Annotated in this window: 22 protein-coding genes and 1 pseudogene; 10 read left to right on the forward strand and 13 right to left on the reverse strand. The window is 71.4% G+C overall.

Annotation, left to right across the window (positions count from 1 at the left end; all coding sequences use genetic code 11):
* Window positions 1-4 precede the first annotated feature (4 nt).
* Window positions 5-1,030, reverse strand: coding sequence for a family 2 encapsulin nanocompartment cargo protein polyprenyl transferase (locus tag HF526_RS15525; protein ID WP_169382153.1), 1,026 nt, complete (start codon window positions 1,028-1,030; stop codon window positions 5-7).
* 959 nt (window positions 1,031-1,989) lie between these two features.
* On the opposite strand from HF526_RS15525, the gene HF526_RS15530 reads away from it, so the two are divergent.
* Window positions 1,990-2,283 (forward strand): hypothetical protein, encoded by a 294-nt coding sequence (locus HF526_RS15530; protein WP_169382136.1) that lies wholly within the window; start codon window positions 1,990-1,992, stop codon window positions 2,281-2,283.
* 5 nt (window positions 2,284-2,288) lie between these two features.
* A complete protein-coding gene (locus HF526_RS15535) occupies window positions 2,289-2,732 on the forward strand; it encodes a peroxiredoxin (protein ID WP_211177279.1) in 444 nt (147 codons plus the stop codon).
* Between the two features lie 455 nt (window positions 2,733-3,187).
* Here the strand turns inward: HF526_RS15535 and HF526_RS15540 are convergent, their stop codons facing one another.
* Entirely contained in the window at window positions 3,188-3,595 is a 408-nt protein-coding gene (locus HF526_RS15540; protein ID WP_169382155.1) for a GlcG/HbpS family heme-binding protein, read from the reverse strand.
* A gap of 149 nt (window positions 3,596-3,744) precedes the next feature.
* On the opposite strand from HF526_RS15540, the gene HF526_RS15545 reads away from it, so the two are divergent.
* The 6 genes from HF526_RS15545 to HF526_RS36405 are packed head-to-tail and all read left to right on the forward strand — an operon-like array spanning window position 3,745 to window position 9,183.
* Entirely contained in the window at window positions 3,745-4,188 is a 444-nt protein-coding gene (locus HF526_RS15545; RefSeq protein ID WP_169382156.1) for a diol dehydratase small subunit, read from the forward strand.
* Between the two features lie 14 nt (window positions 4,189-4,202).
* Window positions 4,203-5,909, forward strand: a complete 1,707-nt coding sequence (locus HF526_RS15550) for a propanediol/glycerol family dehydratase large subunit (protein ID WP_169382157.1) — start codon at window positions 4,203-4,205, stop codon at window positions 5,907-5,909.
* Between the two features lie 3 nt (window positions 5,910-5,912).
* A complete protein-coding gene (locus HF526_RS15555) occupies window positions 5,913-6,503 on the forward strand; it encodes a propanediol/glycerol family dehydratase medium subunit (RefSeq protein ID WP_169382158.1) in 591 nt (196 codons plus the stop codon).
* Window positions 6,504-6,515: 12 nt separating this feature from the next.
* Window positions 6,516-8,351, forward strand: coding sequence for a diol dehydratase reactivase subunit alpha (locus tag HF526_RS15560; protein ID WP_169382159.1), 1,836 nt, complete (start codon window positions 6,516-6,518; stop codon window positions 8,349-8,351).
* Entirely contained in the window at window positions 8,348-8,707 is a 360-nt protein-coding gene (locus tag HF526_RS36400) for a glycerol dehydratase reactivase beta/small subunit family protein (RefSeq protein ID WP_169382160.1), read from the forward strand. The genes HF526_RS15560 and HF526_RS36400 overlap by 4 nt, the downstream gene beginning before the upstream one ends.
* 26 nt (window positions 8,708-8,733) lie before the next feature.
* Window positions 8,734-9,183 carry a low affinity iron permease family protein gene (locus HF526_RS36405; protein WP_338051502.1) on the forward strand — a complete coding sequence of 150 codons (450 nt, stop codon included), beginning with the start codon at window positions 8,734-8,736 and terminating at the stop codon, window positions 9,181-9,183.
* A 71-nt stretch (window positions 9,184-9,254) separates the two neighbouring features.
* On the opposite strand, the gene HF526_RS15575 is transcribed toward HF526_RS36405, so the two are convergent.
* The 11 genes from HF526_RS15575 to HF526_RS15620 all read right to left on the reverse strand — a co-directional run bounded on the left by HF526_RS15575 (window position 9,255) and on the right by HF526_RS15620 (window position 20,802).
* Window positions 9,255-10,283, reverse strand: coding sequence for a helix-turn-helix transcriptional regulator (locus HF526_RS15575; protein ID WP_169382161.1), 1,029 nt, complete (start codon window positions 10,281-10,283; stop codon window positions 9,255-9,257).
* 12 nt (window positions 10,284-10,295) lie between these two features.
* A complete protein-coding gene (locus HF526_RS15580) occupies window positions 10,296-11,324 on the reverse strand; it encodes a helix-turn-helix domain-containing protein (RefSeq protein ID WP_169382162.1) in 1,029 nt (342 codons plus the stop codon).
* 11 nt (window positions 11,325-11,335) lie between these two features.
* Window positions 11,336-11,503 carry a hypothetical protein gene (locus tag HF526_RS15585; RefSeq protein WP_169382163.1) on the reverse strand — a complete coding sequence of 56 codons (168 nt, stop codon included), beginning with the start codon at window positions 11,501-11,503 and terminating at the stop codon, window positions 11,336-11,338.
* Between the two features lie 197 nt (window positions 11,504-11,700).
* Window positions 11,701-13,449, reverse strand: coding sequence for an ATP-binding protein (locus tag HF526_RS15590; protein ID WP_169382164.1), 1,749 nt, complete (start codon window positions 13,447-13,449; stop codon window positions 11,701-11,703).
* Window positions 13,443-14,372: an LLM class flavin-dependent oxidoreductase gene (locus tag HF526_RS15595; protein ID WP_169382165.1), complete on the reverse strand. Its 930-nt coding sequence runs from the start codon at window positions 14,370-14,372 to the stop codon at window positions 13,443-13,445. The genes HF526_RS15590 and HF526_RS15595 overlap by 7 nt, the downstream gene beginning before the upstream one ends.
* Window positions 14,373-14,383: 11 nt before the next feature.
* Window positions 14,384-15,229, reverse strand: a complete 846-nt coding sequence (locus HF526_RS15600; RefSeq protein WP_338051503.1) for an HpcH/HpaI aldolase/citrate lyase family protein — start codon at window positions 15,227-15,229, stop codon at window positions 14,384-14,386.
* Window positions 15,226-15,357, reverse strand: coding sequence for a hypothetical protein (locus tag HF526_RS36410; RefSeq protein WP_275404034.1), 132 nt, complete (start codon window positions 15,355-15,357; stop codon window positions 15,226-15,228). The genes HF526_RS15600 and HF526_RS36410 overlap by 4 nt, the downstream gene beginning before the upstream one ends.
* Before the next feature lie 94 nt (window positions 15,358-15,451).
* Complete coding sequence (locus HF526_RS15605) at window positions 15,452-15,967, reverse strand: MaoC family dehydratase (protein WP_169382166.1); 516 nt, start codon at window positions 15,965-15,967, stop codon at window positions 15,452-15,454.
* A 115-nt stretch (window positions 15,968-16,082) separates the two neighbouring features.
* Entirely contained in the window at window positions 16,083-18,053 is a 1,971-nt protein-coding gene (locus tag HF526_RS15610; protein ID WP_169382167.1) for an AMP-binding protein, read from the reverse strand.
* A 26-nt stretch (window positions 18,054-18,079) separates the two neighbouring features.
* Window positions 18,080-19,645: an acyl-CoA carboxylase subunit beta gene (locus HF526_RS15615; protein ID WP_338051504.1), complete on the reverse strand. Its 1,566-nt coding sequence runs from the start codon at window positions 19,643-19,645 to the stop codon at window positions 18,080-18,082.
* Window positions 19,642-20,802, reverse strand: a complete 1,161-nt coding sequence (locus HF526_RS15620) for an acyl-CoA dehydrogenase family protein (protein WP_169382168.1) — start codon at window positions 20,800-20,802, stop codon at window positions 19,642-19,644. The genes HF526_RS15615 and HF526_RS15620 overlap by 4 nt, the downstream gene beginning before the upstream one ends.
* Window positions 20,803-20,927: 125 nt before the next feature.
* On the opposite strand from HF526_RS15620, the gene HF526_RS15625 reads away from it, so the two are divergent.
* Together HF526_RS15625 and HF526_RS15630 are read left to right on the forward strand one after the other, a co-directional pair.
* Window positions 20,928-21,563 carry a TetR/AcrR family transcriptional regulator gene (locus tag HF526_RS15625; RefSeq protein WP_169382169.1) on the forward strand — a complete coding sequence of 212 codons (636 nt, stop codon included), beginning with the start codon at window positions 20,928-20,930 and terminating at the stop codon, window positions 21,561-21,563.
* Window positions 21,564-21,610: 47 nt separating this feature from the next.
* A pseudogene (locus HF526_RS15630) lies at window positions 21,611-21,805 on the forward strand (IS3 family transposase); the annotation flags it as partial.
* Between the last annotated feature and the right edge of the window lie 349 nt (window positions 21,806-22,154).

The following is a 22,154-nucleotide window of genomic DNA, read 5'->3' on the forward strand; positions in this document are numbered from 1 at the left end:
TCGGTCAGTGATCGCGGCGGGTGATGAAGCGGGCCAGCGTGAGCAGGTCCGCCCGGGCGCGCGGTGCGCGGGCGGCCCGCTCCAGGGACCGGGTCGCGATGCGCAGGTGGTGGTCGGCCCGTTCCCGGGCCCAATCCCGGGCACCGGCCGCATCGATCAGCGCGGCCAGGCGGGGCAGATCGTCGCCGCCCGCCAGCGTGTCGCCGGTGTACCGGCGGGCGAGCTCGTGGCCCGCAGCGTTGCCTGACGTCAGCGCGGCGACCACCGGGAGTGACTTCTTGCGACTGGCCAGGTCCGAATAGACGGGTTTTCCGGTCGCGGCCGGATCCCCCCAGATCCCCAGCAGATCGTCCACGAGCTGGAACGCCAGCCCCACCTGGCGACCGAAATCATCGAAGTCGGCCACCGCGCCCGGCTCGGCACCCGCGCTCAGCCCGCCCAACGCGCAGGCACACCCCAGCAGTGCACCGGTCTTGCTACCGGCCATCGCCGTGCACTCATCGATGCCCACATCGACGCGATGCTCGAACGCGACATCCGCGCTCTGCCCGTCGCACAACTCGATGACACATTCCGCCAGCCGCTCCGCGGCCGCGGGGACGCCTGCGAGCACCTTGCCGGCCAGGGCCAGCATGGCATCGCCGGCCAGCATGGCATCGGCCACGCCGAACACCCGCCATGCCGTCGGGCGGTGCCGTCGAGTCGGGTCACCGTCCATGATGTCGTCGTGGAGCAGCGAGAAGTTGTGCACCAGCTCCACCGCCACCGCCGACGCGACCGCCGCGCCGGCATCACCACCGGCCGCCTCGGCCGACAACAACACCAGCGCCGCCCGGATCGACTTGCCACCCTCGCCGCGGATCGCCGTACCGTCGGCCTCCCACCACCCCAGGTGGTATCCGGCGATCCGCCGCATCGACGCCGGCAAGCACCCCACCGCCTCCCGCAACGCCGGCTCGGCCACGCCACGGCTCCACGCCAACACCTCACCCGCGGACCGCGCCCCGGGCGCCACATCCAGCGCCGTCATAGAAACGCTCCCCTTTCTGTTCTAGTCGGAAACGGCGGGCGGCAGCAGTCGCCGGTACTGCGCCCGACAACAAAATAACTATCGCCTCGGCAACATCGCGTCGACGCAGTTCTGTGCTACTCCGCCGCAGGTCGGGACCGAGTCGGATGAAAAGTCCCACGGCCCGTGAAAAGTCTCGCAACAAAATCCTGCAACGCCGAACCGCACCCTGAGAATCGCCCATTGGTGGCCATCTGCGATTGACGCCCGCATTTCGGTTGCTTCGCGAAGCACACTGTCAGAAGCCACCCGAATTGGGCAGCCCATCCGACCTTCGGATCCCGACATGGCCCAATCCGACTGGTGCGACCTCTACGCAGAGGGACCACTGCAAGCGCAACCTCCGCCTGTCAGGGGTCTCGGCCGCAACCCCACGTCCGTCACGAAGCGACGCCATCGACCACTGTCCGCTACAGATCACGCACCGCGGTTGGGCCAGACGAGATCCACACGCAGGCCCGAGCCCACCTCGACTCCGAGTGGAGACCGTGGCAACAGCTGCTCAAGCCGGCAGGCTCGGGTAGCGCTTACCGCAAGAGCGCGTGCAGCTCCTCGACGCCGGCAGGACGCGACCCAGCTCGAAGGGCCTTCCTGATGGGCCAGCCGCGTCGGCCGCACACCATCGACCTTGCTCGGCTACGACGTCCGCGGCAGCGACTCCTCCCTGTCGACCGCGGCCGGTACGTGCGCAATCTGCACCGCGCCTGCCGCCCGGACGCGCCGGTCCACGTCCTCGCGCTGTCCGACACCGGACCGGACTTCGGGCCTCAGGTCAGCGACACCGTGTTCCGGGAGGCGTTCGGAACACCGGCAACAGAGGCGCCGACGGATCCGGGACATCCCGCACCCGAATGCGGGCCCACCGGGCGCGAGACAGGAAGCGCCACCGGCGTTGGCGGCCAGCAGGAGCACCGGCGGTCATGACCAGCATGCCGGCCGATGAGCTTCGACGCGCAGCGGCGACGAGGGTGATCGCGGCGGCCAGTGCGGTCCAGGTGCGCGGCGCAGTCCAGCCGGACGAGCCGGCGTTCTCGCGACCGGTTCCGCACGGCATCGGCTACGGAGCTGTTCCCCGGCTGCCGGCCGGGTCGAAGGCCTCAGGGTGGGAAAGCAGGGTGGGAAATCCGGCCGACCCGGGACATGATGATTCGTTGTCCCGAAACCGTCAGGAGGACCGGTGGCACTATCTGTCGGCGATCGCATCCCCAACGTGACGCTCATGACCATGAGCGGAGAGGGCCCGAGACCGGTCGAGAGCGACGAGGTGCTCGGCACGGGCACCGTGGTCCTGTTCGCCGTGCCCGGCGCCTTCACCCCTACCTGCTCCGACCACCATCTGCCCGGCTACGTCCTGCGGGCCGACGAGCTGCTGGCCAAGGGCGTGGACACGATCGCGTGTATCGCCGTCAACGACGCCTTCGTCCTGGACGCCTGGGGCCAGGCCCGAGACACCGGCGACAAGATCCTCATGCTCGGGGACGGCAACGGCGAGTTCACCGCCGCAGCGGGGTTGGAGCTCGACGGCCGCGGCTTCGGTCTCGGGACCCGCTCCCAGCGCTACGCCGCGATCCTCGACGATGGCGTGGTGCGCGAACTCCTCGTCGAACCCGACCCCCTCGGCGTGACCGTCAGTTCCGCGGACACGGTCCTCGAGAGGCTGTGACCACAGGCTGGCGAGGCGCTGCCGAACTCCAATTCGAGCACGTCGTACTGAGCGTCCAGGCCGGTCCTGAGCGGTCGTCACCAGGCGTACGGCCCTGCCGACCGCTGGCGGCCCGACGGCCTCTCAGCCCGGAACAGGTCGGCGAGCACTACGTCGGCTTCGCCTTCGACCTCATTTCGCCTTCGACCTCATGCGGTACATGACGTCCTGAGCGCACGCTGCAGAGCAGCAGCCAACCCCGGCATGCACGGGGGCGGAGACGCCGAACCGTGCAGCGCGGCCGAGGGCATCGCCTCGCGCGTCGATCCCGTTGATGCCAGCCGAGGATCAGCGGTCTCCACCCGCCGATGATCTGTCCGATGACCTTCGAGCAGCGTGATGCCGTGGGAAGGGGCATCCACCAACTCACGCAACACCCGGCGTTCGCCGGCCGCTACGACGAACCCGCCGTTCTGCTAGCCCTTCACCGCGGCCGCCGCGGCCTCCGCCACGGTGACGTCCTGCTCGACGGAGCCGGCGCTGACGCCGACCGCGCCGACCAACTCGCCCTCGCGGTAGATGGGCACGCCCCCGCCGAAGGCGACCATCCCGCCTGCCGTCTGCTCGAGCCCGTAGAGCTCGGCGCCGGGCTGCACCAGCGGGGTGAGCGCAGCCGTCGGGGCGTTCATCAGGATCGACGTGACCGCCTTGCGCTGGGAGATGTCGATGCTGGCTCGGATGGCGCCGTCCTGCCGGCCGAACGCGAGGAGGTGCCCTCCGGCGTCGACGACGGCGATGTTCATCGGCTGGCCGATCTCCTCGGCCTTGGCGAGCCCGGCGGTGAGAATGCGCTGGGCATCGGCGAACGTCAGCGTTGCGCTCATGCCGGACAGCAAACCGCGTTTCGGGCGTCCGCAACACCTCTCCGTCGGGTCGGGTCCGTCTGGCCGCCACGCCTAGGCAGCGGCCCCCGGAACGTGGTACGTGTCACGGACCGGCAATCCCGGCCCGATGACTCGAAGAGGACCCGTCGATGACCCAGAGCCCCCCGGCGACCACGCTCGGCCCCGCGGACTACCCGCTGTCGATCAACCGCCCCGAGCTCCTGCGCACGCCGACCGGCAAGGCACTCGCCGACCTGACGATGGACGCCGTCGTCTCCGGCGAGGTCGGCCCCGACGACGTGCGGATCGCCCCGGAGACGCTGCTGCTGCAGGCCCAGATCGCCGACGCGAGCGACCGGCCACAGCTCGCGGCCAACTTCCGGCGCGCGGCGGAGATGACCGCGATCCCGGACGCCGAGGTGCTCGAGATCTACAACGCGCTGCGGCCGCGGGCGTCGAGCAAGGAGCGGCTGCTGGAGATCGCCGAGCGGCTGGAGGAGCACTACAGCGCCGCGGAGTCGGGGGCCCTGGTGCGCGAGGCGGCCGAGGTCTACGAGCGCCGGAACCTGCTGGCGCGGCCCGAGCAGGACTGAGAGGGGAACCCACGATGACCGCCACCCAGCCCGTGCCGTCCCGCCGCACGTCCATCCGGACCGAGATCCTCGAGAACCGCCCGGTGAACCTCGACGGCTTCGTCGAGGAGTGGCCCGAGAAGGGCCTCGTCGCGATGGAGAGCGAGTTCGACCCGCGCCCGAGCGTCCGGGTCGAGGACGGCCGGATCGTCGAGCTCGACGGCACGCCGCGCGCCGACTTCGACTTCATGGACACCTTCATCGCCGACCACGCGATCGACGTCGCGACGACGGAGGCCTCGATGGCCGTCCCGTCCGACGAGATCGCCCGCATGCTGATCGACCCCGGCGTCTCCCGCCGCGACGTGCTCGCGGTGACCCGCGGGCTCACCCCGGCCAAGATCCTCGACGTCGTCCGGCTGATGAACGTCGTCGAGATCATGCAGGGGATGCAGAAGATGCGGGCGCGGCGCACGCCCGCGAACCAGGCGCACTCCACCAGCGCTCGGGACAACCCCATCCAGGTCGCCGCGGACGCAGCCGAGGGCGCCCTGCGCGGGTTCGCCGAGCTCGAGACGACGCTGGGCGTGGTGCGCTACGCACCGCTGGTGGCGATCGCGCTGCAGGTCGGCGCGCAGGTGGGACGCGGCGGGGTGCTCACCCAGTGCGCGCTGGAGGAGGCCACCGAGCTGGAGCTCGGCATGCGCGGCATCACCGCCTACGCCGAGACGATCTCGATCTACGGCACCGAGTCGGTGTTCGTCGACGGCGACGACACACCGTGGTCCAAGACCTTCCTCGCCTCCGCCTACGCCTCGCGCGGGATCAAGATGCGGTTCACCTCGGGAACGGGCTCTGAGGTGCAGATGGGCAACGCCGAGGGCAAGTCCATGCTGTACCTGGAGATCCGCTGCATCCTCATGGCCAAGGGCGCGGGGGTGCAGGGCCTGCAGAACGGCTCGATCAGCTGCATCGGCGTGCCCGGCGCCGTACCGGGCGGCATCCGGGCGGTGGCCGCGGAGAACCTCGTCGCGAGCATGGTCGACCTCGAGTGCGCTTCGGGCAACGACCAGTCGTTCTCGCACTCGGCGATGCGCCGCACCGCCCGGCTGATGCCCCAGCTGCTGCCGGGCACGGACTTCGTCTGCTCCGGCTACTCCGGGGTTCCGAACGCCGACAACATGTTCGCCGGGTCCAACTTCGACACCGACGACTACGACGACTGGAACACGATCCAGCGCGACCTGCAGGTCGACGGCGGCCTGCGGCACGTCCGGGAGGACGTGATCCTGCAGGTGCGGGAGAAGGCGGCCCGGGCGCTGCAGGCGCTGTTCGAGTACCTCGACCTCCCGCAGATCACCGACGCCGAGGTGGAGGCGGCCGTCTACGCCAACTCCTCGAACGACTACCCGCTGCGCGACGTGCTCGCCGACCTCAAGGGGGCGCAGGCGGTCATGGACCGCGGCGTCACCGGTCTCGACCTGGTCAAGGGGCTGGAGGCCACCGGGTTCTCCGACGTCGCGGAGAACCTGCTGACCGTGCTGCGCCAGCGGGTGTCCGGCGACCTGCTCCAGACCTCGGCCATCCTCACGCCGGACTTCGTCCCGCTGTCGGCGATCAACGACGCCAACGACTACGCCGGCCCGGGCACCGGCTACCGCCTGCAGGGCGAGCGGTGGGAGGAGCTCAAGAAGCTCCGCCACGTCACGTCCGCGACCAACCCCGAGACCGAGGTGGGCTGAGCTGTGACCACATCGACCACTCCCGCGACGCAGCGCAGCGTCAGCCTCAGCGAGACCGGGCCCGCGCAGCGGGGCACCCGCCCCGACGAGGTCGTGATCACGGTGTCCCCGGCGTTCGCCGGGCAGTTCACGAAGACGATCGTCGACCTCCCACATGCCGAGGTGCTGCGTCAACTGCTGGCCGGCATCGAGGAGCAGGGCGTCACGGCCCGGGTGATCCGGGTCCGCGACACGGCGGACCTCGCGGCGATCTCCCACCTCGGCGCGAAGCTCTCCGGCTCGGGAATCGCGGTGGGCGTGCTGTCCCGTGGGACGACGATGATCCACCAGAAGGACCTGCCGCGGCTGTCCAACCTCGAGCTGTTCCCGCAGTCGCCGTTGCTCGACGCGGAGGTGTTCCGCAAGATCGGCTCGAACGCGGCGCAGTACGCCAAGGGCGAGTCGCCCGAGCCTGTCCCGACGCGCAACGACCAGATGGCGCGACCGCGCTGGCAGGCCAAGGCGGCGCTGCTGCATCTCAAGGAGTTCGAGTGCATCGAGCCCGATCGCGGTCCGGTCGAGGTGAAGCCCGTGTTCGAGCTGAGCCGCGCCTAGTGAGCCGGTGAGGTGGGCACGAGGCTCGTCGTCGGCGTCGACGTCGGCAACTCCACCACCGAGGCCTGCCTGGCGCGCGTCGGACCCGACGGGGCGGTGACCTACCTCGGCACCGCCCTGAAGCACACCACCGGGGTCAAGGGCACGCCCGAGAACGCCGTCGGCGCGGTGGCCGCGGTGCGCGAGGTGCTCGCCCGCACCGGGGCGGGCGTCGGCGAGCTGCACACGGTGCTGCTCAACGAGGCCACGCCGGTGATCAGCGGACTGGCCATGGAGACGATCACCGAGACGATCATCACCGAGTCCACGATGATCGGGCACAACCCGGCCACGCCGGGCGGTGAGGGCCTCGGTGTCGGCGTCACCGTGCCGATCGGGGAACTGCTCCGCGACCGCCACGACGTCGAGGGCCCCGTGATCGTCGTCGTCCCACATGGCTGGGACTTCGACGACGTCGCGGACACGCTGAACGCCGTGGTCCGCGGCGGGGTGGACGTGGTGGCCGCGGTGCTGGCCGGCGATGACGCGGTGCTCGTGACGAACCGGCTCGAGAGGCGGATCCCGGTGGTCGACGAGGTCGCAGCCGTGGAGAAGGTGCCGCTGGGGATGCTCGCCGCCGTCGAGGTGGCCCCGCCCGGGCGGACGATCCGCACGCTGTCGAACTCATACGGCCTGGCGACCGTGTTCGCGCTCGACCCCGCCCAGACCCGGCAGGTCTCCCCGGTGGCGAGGGCGCTCACCGGCAACCGGTCCGCGGTCGTCATCCGGACCCCGTCCGGGGACGTCACCGATCGGATGATTCCGGCCGGCGCGCTGGAGCTGCGCGGGGCGGGCAAGACCCTGCGGGTCGAGGTCGACGCCGGCGCCGACGCGATCATGGACACGCTGGCCCGGGCGCAGCCCGTCGAGGACGTGCACGGCGAGCCCGGCACTCACGTCGGGGGCATGCTGGCGCAGGTCCGCGACACGATGACCGACGTCACCGGCCAGCCGGCGGGCGAGATCGCCATCCACGACGTGCTGGCCGTCGACACCATCGTGCCCGCCGAGGTGCGCGGCGGGCTCGCCGGCGAGGTTGCGCTGGAGCACGCCGTCGCGCTCGCGGCGATGGTGAGCACGGACCGCAGCCGCATGCAGGCCGTCGCCGATCAGGTCGCCGCCGAGCTGGGCACCTCGGCGGGGGTCGGCGGGGTGGAGGGCGCGATGGCCGTGCGCGGGGCCCTCACCACGCCCGGGGTCGACCGCCCCGTCGCGGTGATCGACCTCGGCGGCGGCTCGACCGACGCGGCCCTGCTCACCGCGACCGGCGAGATCACCGCGGTGCATGTGGCGGGGGCCGGGGAGCTCGTCACCAAGCTCATCGACTCCGAACTGGCGCTGGACGACCGGGAGGTCGCCGAGAGCGTCAAGCGCTACCCGCTGGGCAAGGTGGAGAGCTTCTACCACCTGCGGCACGAGGACGGCACGGTGGAGTTCGTCGACGAGCCGCTGCCGCCGCACGTGTTCGCGCGGGTCGTGGTGATGACCCCCGACGGGCTGGTCCCGGTGCCCACGCGGCACAACCTCGAGGCCGTCCGCCGGGTGCGGCGGGAGGCCAAGCGGCGGGTGTTCTGCGTGAACGCTGTGCGCGCCCTGCGGCAGGTGGTGCCGCACGGCAACCTGCGTGCACTGGACTTCGTGGTGCTGCTCGGCGGTTCGGCACTGGACTTCGAGATACCCGACATGATCGCCGATGCGCTCGCCCCGCACGGCATCGTCTGCGGCACCGGGAACATCCACGGCAGCGAGGGCCCTCGCAACGCGGTGGCGTCCGGGCTGGTGGACGCGTACGCCGAGGAGCCGGGGTGACCCACGGCCGCGAGGTGGAGCGCCCGTCGATCGTCATCCAGCGGCACGCCGATGCGGTGCCCGGTGCGCTGCATGAGGTGTGTGCGGGCGCGGAGGAGGAAGGGGTGCCGACCCGCGTCGAGCTCGTCGGGGACGGCGACGATCGCGACGCCGTAGCCCTCGCGCATGCGGCCGCGCTGAACTCCAAACTGAAGGTCGGGGTGGGTATCGACGCGGGCGGTCGCATCGTGGTTCACCACGCCACGCTGCCGCCCCGAGCCCCTGCCCACACCACCTCCCTCGCCGCCGGCCCGCCGGACTGGCGGCGCGCAGGTCAGGTGGCCGCCCGGATCGTCACGGGGCTGCCGATCGCCTAGCCGTGCGAAGGTGGGTCTCATGAGGCGTGCCGCGGCGCATCGGCGGGCTGGGGGCGGAAGCGACCCGGGGAAGAAGGGCAGCGAGGGAGCGCGCGCCCCGAGCGTCGGCGGGTCGAGGGCACCGGGCCGGCCGGCGGAGCTTCTTCGATCGGTATGCCACCCCGGTGTCGGAGCGGACGTCGCGGGCGCTGTTCTTCGTGCTGTGTCTGCTGTTGGTGCTGTTGTGGGCGCCGTCGATTCTGCTGCTGCAGAGTGTCGACACCTGGCAGTTGATCATCAACACGGTGACCACGATCGTGATCGTTCTGCTCGCGGCGCTGCTGCAGAACACCCAGAAGCGGTCCGACGATGCGGCGCAGGCCAAGCTCAACGCGATCGCCGATGCCCTCGCGGACCTGATGGGCGACACCCACCCCAGGGACGCGCGCGATCTGCGGGCGGCGGTCGGGCTGGAGAACCGCGAGTCGGCCAGCTGAGCGCATTACGTCAGTCAGCGCCGACCACGGCGACGGTCGTCGACCTCACTCTCGATCTCAATGCGGAGACCTCAGCCTCGCCGGTTGATCAGCATCCGCGGGATGTGGAGGCCGAGCCGGGCGGCCCGACTCAGAGCCAGCGCCCGGTCGGGGGCGCCGAGCATGGCGGTGATGTGCTGGATGCGACCGGTCACGGTGCCCTCGGCCAGCTGCAGCCAGGCGGCGATGCGCCAGTCCGGCCAGTCGTCGATGAGCAACCCGAGGATGGTCAGGTCGAACGGCGTCAGCCCGTGCAGGCTCCCCGGTGGGGAGAGCAGCACGATCGCCCACAGGTGGAAGGGGGGCTCAGGCGGGCAGCGCAGCGCGGTGACTCGCAGCAACCGGCCGGCGGGGTCCGGGCACAGGAACCGGGCCCGGTCGGCGCCGTCGTCGAGCTGGCGGGCGGCGGTGAGGGCCACGGCCGAGCGGGCTTGTAGCAGCCGGTGCCCGGGCAGCGCGCTGAGCGGCAGCACCTGCCCGAACCGGGTGAGCACCGCGCCGGCCACCGCGTCACGGACGGTTCCGGCGAGGGTGGTGACGGCGCGCATCGGGTCGACCGCATGCGCGATCAGCGGGGCCAGCCGGCCGGCAAGCTCACACGCCGCATCGGTGACATACGCCGGGGTGTCGGTGTGCAGGGCCAACACCCCCAGGTGGGTGCCACCCGGGGGGCGGAGGCCGACGGCCAGCGCCTCCCGGAACCCAGCGGGAGTGAGGTGTTCGGCCCAGAGCCTCAGCTCTGCGGGCGGGACCGGGGAATCCCGCAGCCGCAGGGGTAGATCCAGCCGAGTGAGGCCGACGCGCTCGAGGTCCTCAAGATTGGCCGGACTCGTGAGATAGCGGCGCGTCCTGTCCTCGTGGCCGTGGATCACCAGCTCGTGGTGTTCGTGCTGTTCGGGGTCGAGCAGTGCCAGGTGACCGGCCTGGAACCGCAGCACCCGGTGCAGCGGCCCCAGCAGCGCCTCGGCCCGCTGCGCGGTGCTGGCCGGGGTCGCGGCGATCCCGGCCACCTCGGCGACGATCGCGGCGGCGGCGCTCGACCCGAGCTCTGGAGCGGCCACGTCCGCCTCCTCTCAGACCCGGACGCGAAGCCCGGGCGGGATGTGGAGGCCCTGGTTGAGGGCCCGGACCAGGGCAACCCCGCGGTCGCGGGTACCCAGCCGCGTCAGTACTGAGTCGATGTGGTCGGCGAGCTGGTAGCGGGAGACGCCCAGCGCGGCGGCGATGCGGGCGTCGGGCCATTCGGCCAGCAGCATCCCGAGCACCTCCAGTTCGATATCGGTCAGGCCTCGTCGCGGCCCGGCCGCGCACACCACGAGCGCCGCGCGCAGGAAGTCCGGTGGCTCGTCGGCGCAGCCCAGCACCGTGACCCGCCGCAGCACCAGACCGCCCCCGCCGGCCTGCCGCGTGGGGTCGGGGCACAGGAATGCCGCGTACTGCTCCCCGTTCGCGACCTGCCGGGCGGCCACCTCCAGCAGCGCCGAGCCCGGGCCCAGCAACGGGTGATCGGGCAGCCCGGTCAACGGCAGCACCGCGCCGGCCCGCGTGAGGACCCCGCCGCCGTGGGCGCCGCGCACCGCCCGGGCCGCCGCCGCCGGCGTGCGGGTCGGGTCCAGCGCGGCCGCGATCGTCGGTGTCAGCAAACAGAGCAGGTCCCTCGCCGCATCGGTTGGATGCGCCGGCGTGTCGGTGGTCAGCGTAAGAGAACCCAGATGCCGGCCGTCCGGCGAGAACAACCCCGCGGCCACGCCCTCCCGGAACCCGGCCGGCCACAGGTAATCCGCCCACGTCACCACCTCCTGGACCGGGACCATGAAATCCCGGACGCAGATCGCCCGCCGGTGCCGAGTAAGCCCCACCAGCTCCACATCAGCGACGGTCCCCGGTCCCTCCAGATGCCGGCGGGTCCGCTCGTCGTGCCCGGCGATGGCCAGCGGGGCGAACGTCTGCACGTCCGGATCGAGCAGCGCCAGCCAGTGGGCTTCGAACGGGACCAGCCGGTGCAACGGCTCCAGCAGCGCCTGCGCCCGCTGCGCAACCGACCCGCGCGACGCCGCAATCCGGGCTACCTCGAGGGCCACGCCCAGCGTGTCCTGCGCCATGGCGCCATCCTTCAGCCCCTGGGCCGGTGCGACCATGGATCGACGGCACCGAACGGCAGGGGTTCGCGCAGGCGCAGCCGGCCGGGCAGACACTCAGCCAAGAACAGGTCGAGCTTCTCCACCCCGGCCTCCACCGACCAGACCTCGCGCCTCGTGGGCCACAGCGCGACATCGGTCACCGAGCTGATCTACCGCACGCAGATCCGGCCGCCACCGAGACCGAGCCCGTTGAGATCCACCGCATCGTCAATCGCTTCCTCGGCGGTGACCACCTTGTCCATGTCGGGCTTCTCCTGACGAGTTCGTCAATGGATGCGGAGGTGGCGTGCTGTGCCAGCGCGAGGCGGTCGTGACGACCGACGTGGAGCTCGTCTGCTCAGGGGTCGACGATCTCGCAGAGCACGGTGCGGGACGCGATGGACGCTCCGACCGACATCGACCGCGACCGCACGATGCCTACTCGGTGCGCGAGCACCGGGTTCTCCATCTTCATCGCCTCGACCACCGCGATCAGGTCCCCCTTCTCGACGGTCTGTCCGTCCTCGACGGCGACCCGGACGAGAGTGCCTTGCATCGGGGCGGTGACGGCGTTGCCGAGGATCTCGTTGTCCTCTGCTCGCTGTAGCGCCGCGGATTCACGGCGGATCGTCGTGGCCCGGTCCCCCAGGTTGGCCAATCCGGGAGCGCTGACCGACATGAGCCGCCGGCCCACGCGTACGGTCAGCTGGTCACCGGTCGGCTCGGGCTCCCGCAGGATCTGGTCGAGGTTCTGCTCGATCCAGCGGTTGTGTACCGCGAACGACCGCTCAGCGGTGAAGTCAGGGTGATCGAGCACTTCGCGGTAGATCGGCAACGGGGTCGGCACCCCTTCGATCCGCGTCTCGGCCAGCGCTCGGCGGGCCCGCCGCAGCGCTTCGTCACGGTCGCGCCCGGTGACGATGAGCTTGGCGAACATCGAGTCGAACCGGCCGTCGACGGTGTCGCCCTCGAGGACCCCCGAGTCGACCCGGACACCGGGTCCGGAGGGCATCCGGTAACCGGCGAGGGTCCCCGGTGAGGGCAGGAAGTTCCGCGCCGGGTCCTCGGCGGTCAGCCGGAACTCGATGCTGTGTCCCCGCGGCTCGGGAAGCTCGCCGGAGAGCGGGGCGCCTGCCGCGATGCGGAACTGCTCGGCGACGAGGTCGACGCCGGTGCTCTCCTCGGTGACCGGGTGCTCGACCTGCAGTCGGGTGTTGACCTCGAGGAAGGAGAGCGTGCCGTCGTCGCCGAGGAGGTACTCGACGGTTCCGGCGCCGACGTAGCCGGCTGCCCGGCAGATCCGCTCGGCCGAGGAGCGGAGGGCCTGCTCCTGGTCGGGGGTGAGGAAGGGGGCGGGGGCTTCCTCGATCAGTTTCTGGTTGCGGCGTTGCAGGGAGCAGTCCCGCAGGCCCACGACGAGAACGGTGCCGTGGGTATCGGCGAGGACCTGCGCCTCGACGTGCCGGGCGCGGTCGAGGAACCGCTCGACGAAGCACTCGCCGCGGCCGAACGCGGCAACGGCCTCCCGGGTGGCGGCGGCGAAGGCCTCGGGGATCTCCGCCTCCTCGCGCACGATCTTGAGCCCGCGGCCCCCACCACCGAAGGCGGCTTTCACGACCAGCGGGAAGCCGTGGCGGCGGCCGAACTCGACGATCTCGGCTGCGTCGTCGACGGGGTCGGTGGTGCCGGGGGCGAGCGGGGCGCCGACCTCGCGGGCAATCCGACGCGCGGCGACTTTGTCCCCGAGCTCGCGGATCGTCTGTGGTGGCGGGCCGATCCACACCAGACCGGCATCGAGCACGGCCTGCGCGAAGTCCGCGTCCTCGGAGAGGAAGCCATATCCGGGGTGGACACCATCAACACCGGAGGCGAGGGCGGCTGCGACCAGCACATCGGCGTCGAGGTAGGTCGTCGCGGCGTCGCTGCCGTCGAGGGCCACGGCGTCGTCGGCCTCCCGCACGTGGAGGGCGTCGCGGTCGGGGGCGGCGTGGACGGCGACGCTGCGCAACCCGGCGTCGCGCGCGGCGCGGATCACCCGGACGGCGATCTCGCCGCGGTTGGCCACCAGGACCGAGCGCAGAGGCTCTTTGGGCTCATCGGTCAGCACCGGGATCCGGTCTCCTTCCGGACGGGGATGGTCACCAATGCGGGGGCGACCTCATGGGCGAAGATCTCGGCGCTGCGGTCGAGGTCGTCGGCCGGGCAGGCGGGGGCGAACAGGACGGTCTCGGCGCCGGCGTCGGCGTACTCGCGCAGCCGGTCGGTGACCTCGGCCGGGGTGCCGGCGGGGACGTAGCGGTCGGCGAGCGGGGCGAAGTCCTGGCGGTAGATCGCGCCGAGGGTGTCGAGGGCGGTGCGCCGGGCCGCCCGCCCGTCGGCGCCGACCGCACCCCAGCAGAACAGGGCGCCGCGGGCGCCGGGCCGGCCGAGCTCGGCGGCGTGCGCCCGAACCGTTCCCAGGCCGTCGGCGAGCTGCGCGGGTGTGACCATGTACGGGAGCCAGACGTCGCCGAACCGGGCAGCCCGACGCAACGACGCCGGGCCCCGCCCACCGACCCACATCGGCGGGCCCGGCCGCTGCACCGGCAGCGGATCGAGCCGCACGCCGTCGTAGCGGGCGAACCGGCCTTCGTGGGTGAGCGTCTCGCCGGCGAAGAGTCGGGCCATGACCTCGAGCCCCTCGGTGGTGCGGGGGCCGCGCTCCTCCGGGGCGATTCCGCACGCGCGCAGCTCGGCCGGGAACTCCCCGCCCACACCGACGCCGAACTCGAACCGGCCACCGCTGACGCCGTCGAGCGTCGCTGCCATCTTCGCCGCCAGCGCCGCGGGATAGGTCGGCAGCAGAGTGACGGCGCTGAGCAGCCTGATCCGGCTCGTCGCCCCCGCCGCGGCGGCCAGCGCGACGAACGCATTGGTCGCCGGAACATGGAAGAACACATGCTCACCGCAGGCCAGCAGGTCGTAGCCGAGCTCCTCCGCCCGCCGTGCGAGCGGGACCAGCCGGTCCAGCGGGATCTGGGGCGGGATCATCAGTCCGATCCTCATGCTTCTGCTCTTCCGATTCCCGCCCGTGCGAGCACGCCCCGGGCCATCGTGATGTGCGCGGCGTCGACCATCTGTCCGTCCACGACGCCGACGCCGGCCGCGGCGGCGGCGAGCACCTCGCGGGCGCGCGCGGACTCCTCCGCCGACGGCGTGAACACCAGATGGGCCGCCTCGACCTGCAGCGGGTGCAGGCAGATCTTGCCGTGGTAGCCCAGGTCACGGCCCTGTTCCGCGTCGGTGCGGAAGACGTCGGTGTCCCGCACGGCGACCACCGCCTGGTCGATCGAAGGTACCCCCGCCAGGTGCGCGGCCAGGCACACGTGGCTGCGTGCGTGGAGCACCTCGAGGCCGCCGGGAGTGCGGCGCCCGCCCAGGTCGGCGATCAGGTCCTCGGCTCCGAAGTAGACGGCGTCCGGGCGGTCCTCGCCCTCGGCGGCGAGCAGCGGCCGTGCGTCGGCGACCCCGAGCGCGCTCTCCACCCCGACGACGACCCGCGAGCCGGCGGGCAGCGCGGCGCGGACCTGCCGCAGCTGCTCGACCCGCTCGTACTTCGGCAGCACCACCCCGTCGACCGGGGCGTCGGCCACGGCCGCGAGGTCGGCCGCGTACCACGCCGTGCCGGGCGGGTTGATCCGCACCAGCACGACACCGGCGCCAGGCCGCTCGGCCCGCAGCGCGGCAAGCGCGCCCGCGCGGGCCCGCTCCTTCTCCCCCGGCGCGACCGCGTCCTCGAGATCAACGACGACGACATCAGGCCGGCAGCGGGCCACCTTCGCCACCATCTCGGGCCGCCCGCCCGGCACGAACAGCAGGCTGCGCGCCAGCACCGGACTCGCGGTCACGTGGCGCTCCCCCGCACGACGACAACCTCGGGTGTGGCCGCTGCGGTCAGGTCGGTCTCGATGATCGTGCGGGCCCGGCCGACCTGCCGGCCCCCGACGGCGATCGCGCCGAGGTGGCCCGTGATCACGCTGCCGTCCCGGTGACAACCCTCATGTCACTGCCGCCGCGGGCAAGGTCGCGTTGCGACACCGCCAGCACACAGCCCCGTGACAGCAGTCCGGTCACGGCGCGCTCCCGTTCTCGGAACCATCCTTCCCGGGGCCGGCCGGCCGCCTGTGCATCAGACCGGTCCGCCGGGCGCGGCAGACCAGCTCGTCGCGCTGGTTGTAGGCGCGGTGCTCGAACACGACGAGCCCTGCGTCGGGCCGCGACCGGGAGGCCCGGGCCTCGACGACCTCGGTCTCAACGCGCACGGTGTCGCCGGGGAACACCGGCTTCGGGAAGCTCACCTCGTCGAGCCCGAGCTGGGCGACGATCGTGCCCAAGGTGAGCTCGGGGACCGAGAGCCCGACGACCAGCGCGACGGTGAACATACTGTTCACCAGGGGCCGGCCGAACTCGGTGCCGGCCGCGTAGTCCGCGTCGAGGTGCAGCGGCGCGGGGTTCATCGTCATCGTCGTGAAGAGCACGTTGTCGGTCTCGGTGACGGTGCGCCGGGTGGCGTGCTGGACCACCGTCCCCGCCTCGAGCTCTTCGAACCAGCGGCCGGACACGGCGCGTTCGTCGTTTCTCGTCATCAGGTCTCCTGAGGCTGGAATCGGTCGGCGGAGAAGTCGGGCGCCCGGTGCTCGACGAAGGCGGCCACGCCCTCCGCGCCGGTCCGGGCTCGCGCGGTGCTCACATTCGGGCCTCTCACTTCTGGACCGCGGCCGCGACGACGTCCAGGGCGGTCGCGTCCTCCATCGCGCTGGTGTCGCCGGTGGGCTCGCCATGCTCGATGAGGTCACGCAGCAGCCGGCGCATGATCTTGCCGGTGCGGGTCTTCGGCATCGCCGCGGTGACGTAGACGCGGTCGAGCTGGGCGTAACCACCGAGCTCGGCGACGACACGGCGCTTGATGTCGGCCAGCACGTCGTCGGCCTGCGCGTCGTCGGCCAGGGCGTCATGGGCCAGGGTCACGAACGCGATCGGCACGGTGCCCTTGGTGTCGTGCGGCACCCCGACGACTGCCGCCTCGACGACGGCCGAGTGGGCGGTGACGACGGCCTCGATCTCCATGGTGGAGATGCGGTGCGCGGCCACATTGATGACGTCGTCGGCGCGGCCGAGCACCCATAGGTGCCCGTCATGATCCAGGACAGCCTCGTCGTGGGTGGCGTAATGACCCGGGAAGCGCGAGAAGTAGGTGGTGACGTAGCGCTCGTGGTCGTTCCAGACGGTACGGGCCAGCGTCGGAAACGGCGTGGTGAGCACCAGGTTCCCCTTGACCCCCGGCGGGACCGGCTCGCCGTCGTCGTCGACGATCGCGTACTCGTGTCCCGGCACCGGGGTGCCGACCGAGCCCGCCTTCAGCGCCTCCGCCCCGTACACCGGGTAGGTCCAGGTGGAGCCGGTCTCGGTCTGGCCGTAGGCGTTGACCACCGGAGCATCGAAGGTGCTGGTGGTCCACTCGAAGGTGTCCGCGTCCAGCGGCTCGCCCTGCATGGTGATCAGCTTCAGGCCCAGCGGGTGCGCGGCGGCGAGATCGTCGCCGAACTTGCGCAACATCCGGGCGACGGTCGGTGCGGCGAGCACCTTGGTGACGCGGTGCCGCTCGCAGATCTCGTAGAACCGGGCGGTGGTCGGGGTGTCCAGCGCGCCCTCGAAGCAGGCGATCGTCATGCCGCAGGCCAGCCCGCCCACCACGGCCTGGATGGGGAAGGTCAGCCAGCCGACGTCGGCGGCCACCCAGTACACGTCGTCGTCCTCGTGGCCGACCTGCCAGTGGGCGTTGGCCCACGTGCCGAGCAGGAAGCCGCCGACGCTGTGCACCACGCCCTTCGGCGTGGACTCGGTGCCGCTGGTGAAGATCAGGAACGACGGCTCGTTGGGGTCGAGCGGGACCGCGGGCGTGCCGGCCGCGCCGGTCTCCAGCACCGCGGCGTAGGCGTGCTCACCCTCCTGCAGTGTGACGCCGTCGCCGGTCCGGTCGACGACCACGGTGGCCCGCACGGACGGGACCCGGTCACGGGCGGCCCGCAGCGTCTCCAACAATGGGATCCGCTTGCCGCGCCGGTAGCTGGAGTCGGCCACGACCACCGCGGCCGCTCCCGAGGCCTGCAGCCGCGACGCCACCGCCTCCTCGCCGAACCCGGAGAACAACACGGTGTAGATCGCGCCGATCCGGTTGCAGGCGTGGATGGTCGTGAACGCCTCGACGAGATTGGGCATGTAGACGCCGACGACGTCGCCCTTGCGCACCCCGAGCTCGAGCAGGCCCGCGGCGAGCCGGGAGACCTGGTCGGCGAGTTCGGCGTAGGTGAGCGTCCGGACCTCACCGGGCTCGCCCTCCCAGATCACCGCCCGGCGGTCAGCGGTGACCGGGTCCTCGGCCCAGCGGTCGACGCAGTTGTCCGCGACGTTGATCCGTCCGCCCTCGAAGTACCGGAAGTCGGAGATACCTCCGGAGCGGACGGTGTGCCAGGGCTGCATCCAGCGCTGCTGGTTCGCGACCCATTCCCAGTACTCGTCGGCACCGGACAGGGAGCGGACGTGCTCCAGCTCGGCCACCCGGCCGGGCCTGGTCCAGTGGGGCGGCAGGGGTCGTAAGGGGTTGGCGATGAGCTGGGCGAGAGGATCGTTCGTGTCCGCGTCGGGCGTGCTCTGCGACGTACTCGAAGACATCGTCGTCCTTCCAGGTGTCAGGTCGGCTACACGGGGCTGATGAGGTGGTGTCGCCGACCCGTCGAGCGGGTCCAGCGGTCGGCGTCGACCATCCGGGCGATCAGCTCCGCGCGCAGGGCGGCCGGCTCGACGACGGTGTCGACGACCAGGTCGCTGCCCATCCGGAGCAGGTTGATGTCGGCGCGTTGCTCGGCCGTGCGCTCCTCGACGTAGGCGGCGCGCTCGTCCTCGTCGGCGATAGCGGCGATCTTGTTGGCGTAGACGGCGTTCACCGAGGCCTCGGCGGACATCGGGCCGATGGTCGCCGTGGGCAGCGCGATGGTTGCGCGCGGCTCGAAGCCGGGTGCGCACATCGCGTAGTAGCCGGCCGCGTAGGCCTTGCGCAGCACCACGGTGTACTTCGGCACGTCCGCCGAGGACATCGCCGCGATCAGTTTGGCGCCATGCCGGATGATGCCCTGCCGCTCGACATCCACGCCGACCATGAAGCCGGGGACGTCCTGCAGGAACACCATCGGAATGCTGAACGCGTCGCACAGCGAGATGAAGCGGGCCGCCTTGTCCGCGGAGTCCACGAAGATCGCCCCGCTGCGCACGCTCGGCTGGTTGGCGATGAGGCCGACCACCTGGCCGTCGAGGCGGGCCAATCCGACAACGATCTCCTGGGCCCACCGGGCCTTGATCTCGAAGAACGACCCCGCGTCGACGACACCCTCGATCACGTCGCGCACGTCGTAGGCGGAGTTGGGGTCGAGGGGGACCACGTCGCCGAGGACGCGCTCCGGCTCGGCGGGCTCGGAGCGTGCGGGCGCCGAGCGGAAGTCGTCGGGCAGGTAGGACAGCAGGAGCCGAGCGGCGGCGATGGCCTCCCAGTCGGTGTCGAAGACCTCGTCGCCGCAGCCGGAGACGGTGGCGTGCATCATCGCCCCGCCCATCTCCTCCAGGGTGGTGCGCTCGCCGGTGACCTTCTCCGCCACCCGCGGGCTGGCGAGGTACATCGAGGCGTTGCCGGCGACCATGCCCACCCAGTCGCAGAAGGCCGGCATGTAGGCCCCGCCCGCGGCCGAGGGCCCGTGCAGGCAGCAGATCTGCGGCACCCGGCCGGACAGCCGCACCTGCAGGTGGAAGATGGCTGATGCGCCACGGCGGCCGGGGAAGAAGCCCATCTGGTCGGTGAGCCGCCCGCCCGCGGAGTCCACGAGGTAGACCACCGGCAGCAGATCGCGGTCGGCCCGCTCCAGGATCCGGATCTGCTTCTCGCAGGTCAGCTCCCCCCAGGACCCGGCCTTCACGGTGAAGTCGTGCGCGATCACCGCGACGGGTCGGCCCTCGACGCGGCCAACGCCGGTGATGACGCCGTCCGCGGGTAGCGCGTCGTCGGCCGCCGAGGCCAGGACACCGTCCTCGACGAAGGTGCCCGGGTCGAACAGCACGGCCAGCCGCTCCCGAACGGGCAGCTTGTTGGGCCAACGCGTCGGGTCGCCGCCACGCAGGGCACGGTCGCGAGCAGCCGCGACGTCCGCGACGGTCGGCGCTCCCGTCAGGCCCGCGGTCGAGGCGGCGAGGCGGGCGGTGTCGGTGGCGGCCGTCACGAGGCCCTGCCCGGCGTCGTGCTCGCAGTCATGCCCTTGGAGAGGATCTCCAGCTGGACCTCGTCCGTGCCGCCACCGATCCGCAGGATCCGGGCGTCACGGTAGTGCCGGGCGACCGGCGTCTCCTCCACGAACCCGGCCCCGCCGAAGAGCTGCACCGCGTCGTCGACGACCCGGTTCGCCGCCACCGCGGCCAGGTACTTCGCACGGGCCACCGACACAGCCGCCTCGGGATGCCCGGCGTCCATCCGCGCAGCAGCCTGGTACGTGACCAGCCGGGCCGCGTCCAACTCGATCTCCATCACCGCGATCCGGTGCCGGATCGACTGCAGGTGCGCCAACGGCGCGCCGAACGCCTCCCGCTCGCGCACGTACGCCCGGACCAGGTCCAGGCACTCGGCGGCGTGACCGAGCCCCATCCCCGCCAGCGCGATCCGCTCGAGCTGGAAGCCCTCCATGATCTGGTAGAAGCCGCGGTTCTCGGTCCCGACGACGGCCGACCGGGGGACGACGACGCCGTCGAGGACCACCTCGCGGGTGTCCGAGGAGTGCCAGCCCATCTTGCGCAGCGGCCGCCCGAACGACAACCCGGGCGTGTCACGCTCGACGGCGAAAAGGGTGATCCCCGAATGGCGGGGGCCGCCGGAGCGGGCGGCCACCACCAGGACGTCGGCCACGCCCGCGTTGGTGATGAACATCTTCCGGCCGTCGAGCACCCAGCCCTCGTCCGTTCGCCGGGCCCGGGTGGCGATGGCCGCGACGTCCGAGCCGGCCGCCGGCTCGGTGACCGCGATGGCGGCCACGGCCTCCCCCGCTGCGAGCGGGCCCAGCCACCGCTCCCGCTGCTCCTCGGAGCCGTGCCGGACGAGGTGCGGGCCGGCCATGTAGGCGCTGACCAGGGCAGTTACGGCGATGCCGCCGCTGGCGCGGGTGAGTTCCTCGGCCATGATCGCGACGGCCAGGGCGCTGCCCTCCGATCCGCCGTACGACTCCGGGGTGACCAGGCCCAGCAGACCGGCGGACCCCAGCGGCTTCCACAGCTCCGCCGGGAACGCTCCTGCGGCCTCGGCGGCGTCCACCAGCGGGCGGACCTCGCGGTCGGTGAAGTCCCGGCACATCTCCCGGAACGCCGCGTGATCGTCATCGATCTCCCACATGCTGTGTACCGCCTCACAAACTCGACCGACCGGGCGGTCGAGATCTTCGGCAGAATAGCCTTCCGATGTCAACCCCCCGGGCCCGGCTACCGTGGGGAGAGCGGGACCGGCGGACGGGAGAGCACATGACGCAGACCGCGCCGAGACGGGCGATGCTCACCAAGGCGGACGCTCAACGGCAGCGCGTGGTCTCCGAGTCGGTGGAGATCTTCAGCAGGCGAGGCTTCCGAGCCACGTCGATGAACGAGATCGCTGCGGCCGTGGGCTTGTCGAAACCGACGCTCTACCACTACTTCCGCAGCAAGGAGGAGCTGCTCGTCCGGATCTATTCGGACGTGCTCGACGAGAGTCTGGAGATGGGCCGCGAGACCGTGGCAGCGGCAGCCTCCCCGCTGGACGCCATCCGCGACCTCATCTCCTCGCGTGTGGCCTACACCTGCCACAACCAAGCCCTGCTCAAGGTGTGCTTCGAAGAGGAGCACGAACTGCCGGCAGAGCTGTCGGCCGAGGTCCTGTCGCGACGGCGCGCCTTCGAGAACCTCTTCCTCACCGCGGTGCAGGAGCACCTTGAGCAACACCCGGGCCTGAACCTCGGGATGACACCGTCGATCTATGCCAACATGTGCCTCGGTGCGGTCAACTGGTCCTACAAGTGGTTCCGACCCGCTGGGCCCTCCACCCCAGAAGAACTCGGCCGTCAGATGGCTCGCTCGCTCACGGCCTCGATCGACCCCGCTTTCGTGCGCGACAAGGCGCACTGAACTGCCCCGGCGTGTCCGGAGACTCGATCCTCTGAGGAGATGGAGTCATGACACGTCGTCCCCAGCCGCCGTATCCGCCGGAGTTGCATGAGCGGGCGGTGCGGATGGTCGCTGAGATCCGAGACGACTACGACTCGCTGTGGGCGGCGATGAACGCCGTCGCCGAGAAGCTGGGAGTCGGCACCGGGGAGACGGTGCGCAAGTGGGGCCGTCAAGCCGAGCCAGACGCCGGCCAGGGTCCCCGATACAACCGACACAATTGATACGATCGAAACAGTGTGAAGAGTGTCGCTCGTCCTTGCGGTTTCGAGGTTCGGCGGATGTTGTTGTCGTCCCTGATCTCACCCGGCAAGTGGCGCCCAGTGTCGTCGGCCTCGTCCTGAGAGGCTTCTTCGGGTAGCACCCGTCGCCTCCCGGTTACCCTGCCGCCGCTTTTCCGGCTGCGCGCTTGACCGTGATTTCCGTGGCCGCGTCCAGGTCATTTCCGGTCCACGCGATATCAACTCTCGAACAATTCCTGTTCGGCTGCCCTGCTGTTCCGATGAACCGAAAGGCTCTCCCATGGTCAGCAAGTTCTCCGATTCGGAAACA

It is taken from the genome of Pseudonocardia acidicola (genome assembly GCF_012911935.1).
GTDB classification, from domain to species: Bacteria; Actinomycetota; Actinomycetes; order Mycobacteriales; family Pseudonocardiaceae; genus Pseudonocardia; species Pseudonocardia acidicola.

Excerpts from the sequence above, each read along its gene's own strand:
- HF526_RS15525 (WP_169382153.1), bottom strand. The coding sequence starts at position 1,030 with ATGACGGCGCTGGATGTGGCGCCCGGGGCGCGGTCCGCGGGTGAGGTG.
- HF526_RS15530 (WP_169382136.1), top strand. The coding sequence starts at position 1,990 with ATGACCAGCATGCCGGCCGATGAGCTTCGACGCGCAGCGGCGACGAGG.
- HF526_RS15535 (WP_211177279.1), top strand. The coding sequence starts at position 2,289 with ATGACCATGAGCGGAGAGGGCCCGAGACCGGTCGAGAGCGACGAGGTG.
- HF526_RS15540 (WP_169382155.1), bottom strand. The coding sequence starts at position 3,595 with ATGAGCGCAACGCTGACGTTCGCCGATGCCCAGCGCATTCTCACCGCC.
- HF526_RS15545 (WP_169382156.1), top strand. The coding sequence starts at position 3,745 with ATGACCCAGAGCCCCCCGGCGACCACGCTCGGCCCCGCGGACTACCCG.
- HF526_RS15550 (WP_169382157.1), top strand. The coding sequence starts at position 4,203 with ATGACCGCCACCCAGCCCGTGCCGTCCCGCCGCACGTCCATCCGGACC.
- HF526_RS15580 (WP_169382162.1), bottom strand. The coding sequence starts at position 11,324 with ATGGCGCAGGACACGCTGGGCGTGGCCCTCGAGGTAGCCCGGATTGCG.
- HF526_RS15595 (WP_169382165.1), bottom strand. The coding sequence starts at position 14,372 with ATGATCCCGCCCCAGATCCCGCTGGACCGGCTGGTCCCGCTCGCACGG.
- HF526_RS15605 (WP_169382166.1), bottom strand. The coding sequence starts at position 15,967 with ATGACGAGAAACGACGAACGCGCCGTGTCCGGCCGCTGGTTCGAAGAG.
- HF526_RS15610 (WP_169382167.1), bottom strand. The coding sequence starts at position 18,053 with ATGTCTTCGAGTACGTCGCAGAGCACGCCCGACGCGGACACGAACGAT.
- HF526_RS15620 (WP_169382168.1), bottom strand. The coding sequence starts at position 20,802 with ATGTGGGAGATCGATGACGATCACGCGGCGTTCCGGGAGATGTGCCGG.
- HF526_RS15625 (WP_169382169.1), top strand. The coding sequence starts at position 20,928 with ATGACGCAGACCGCGCCGAGACGGGCGATGCTCACCAAGGCGGACGCT.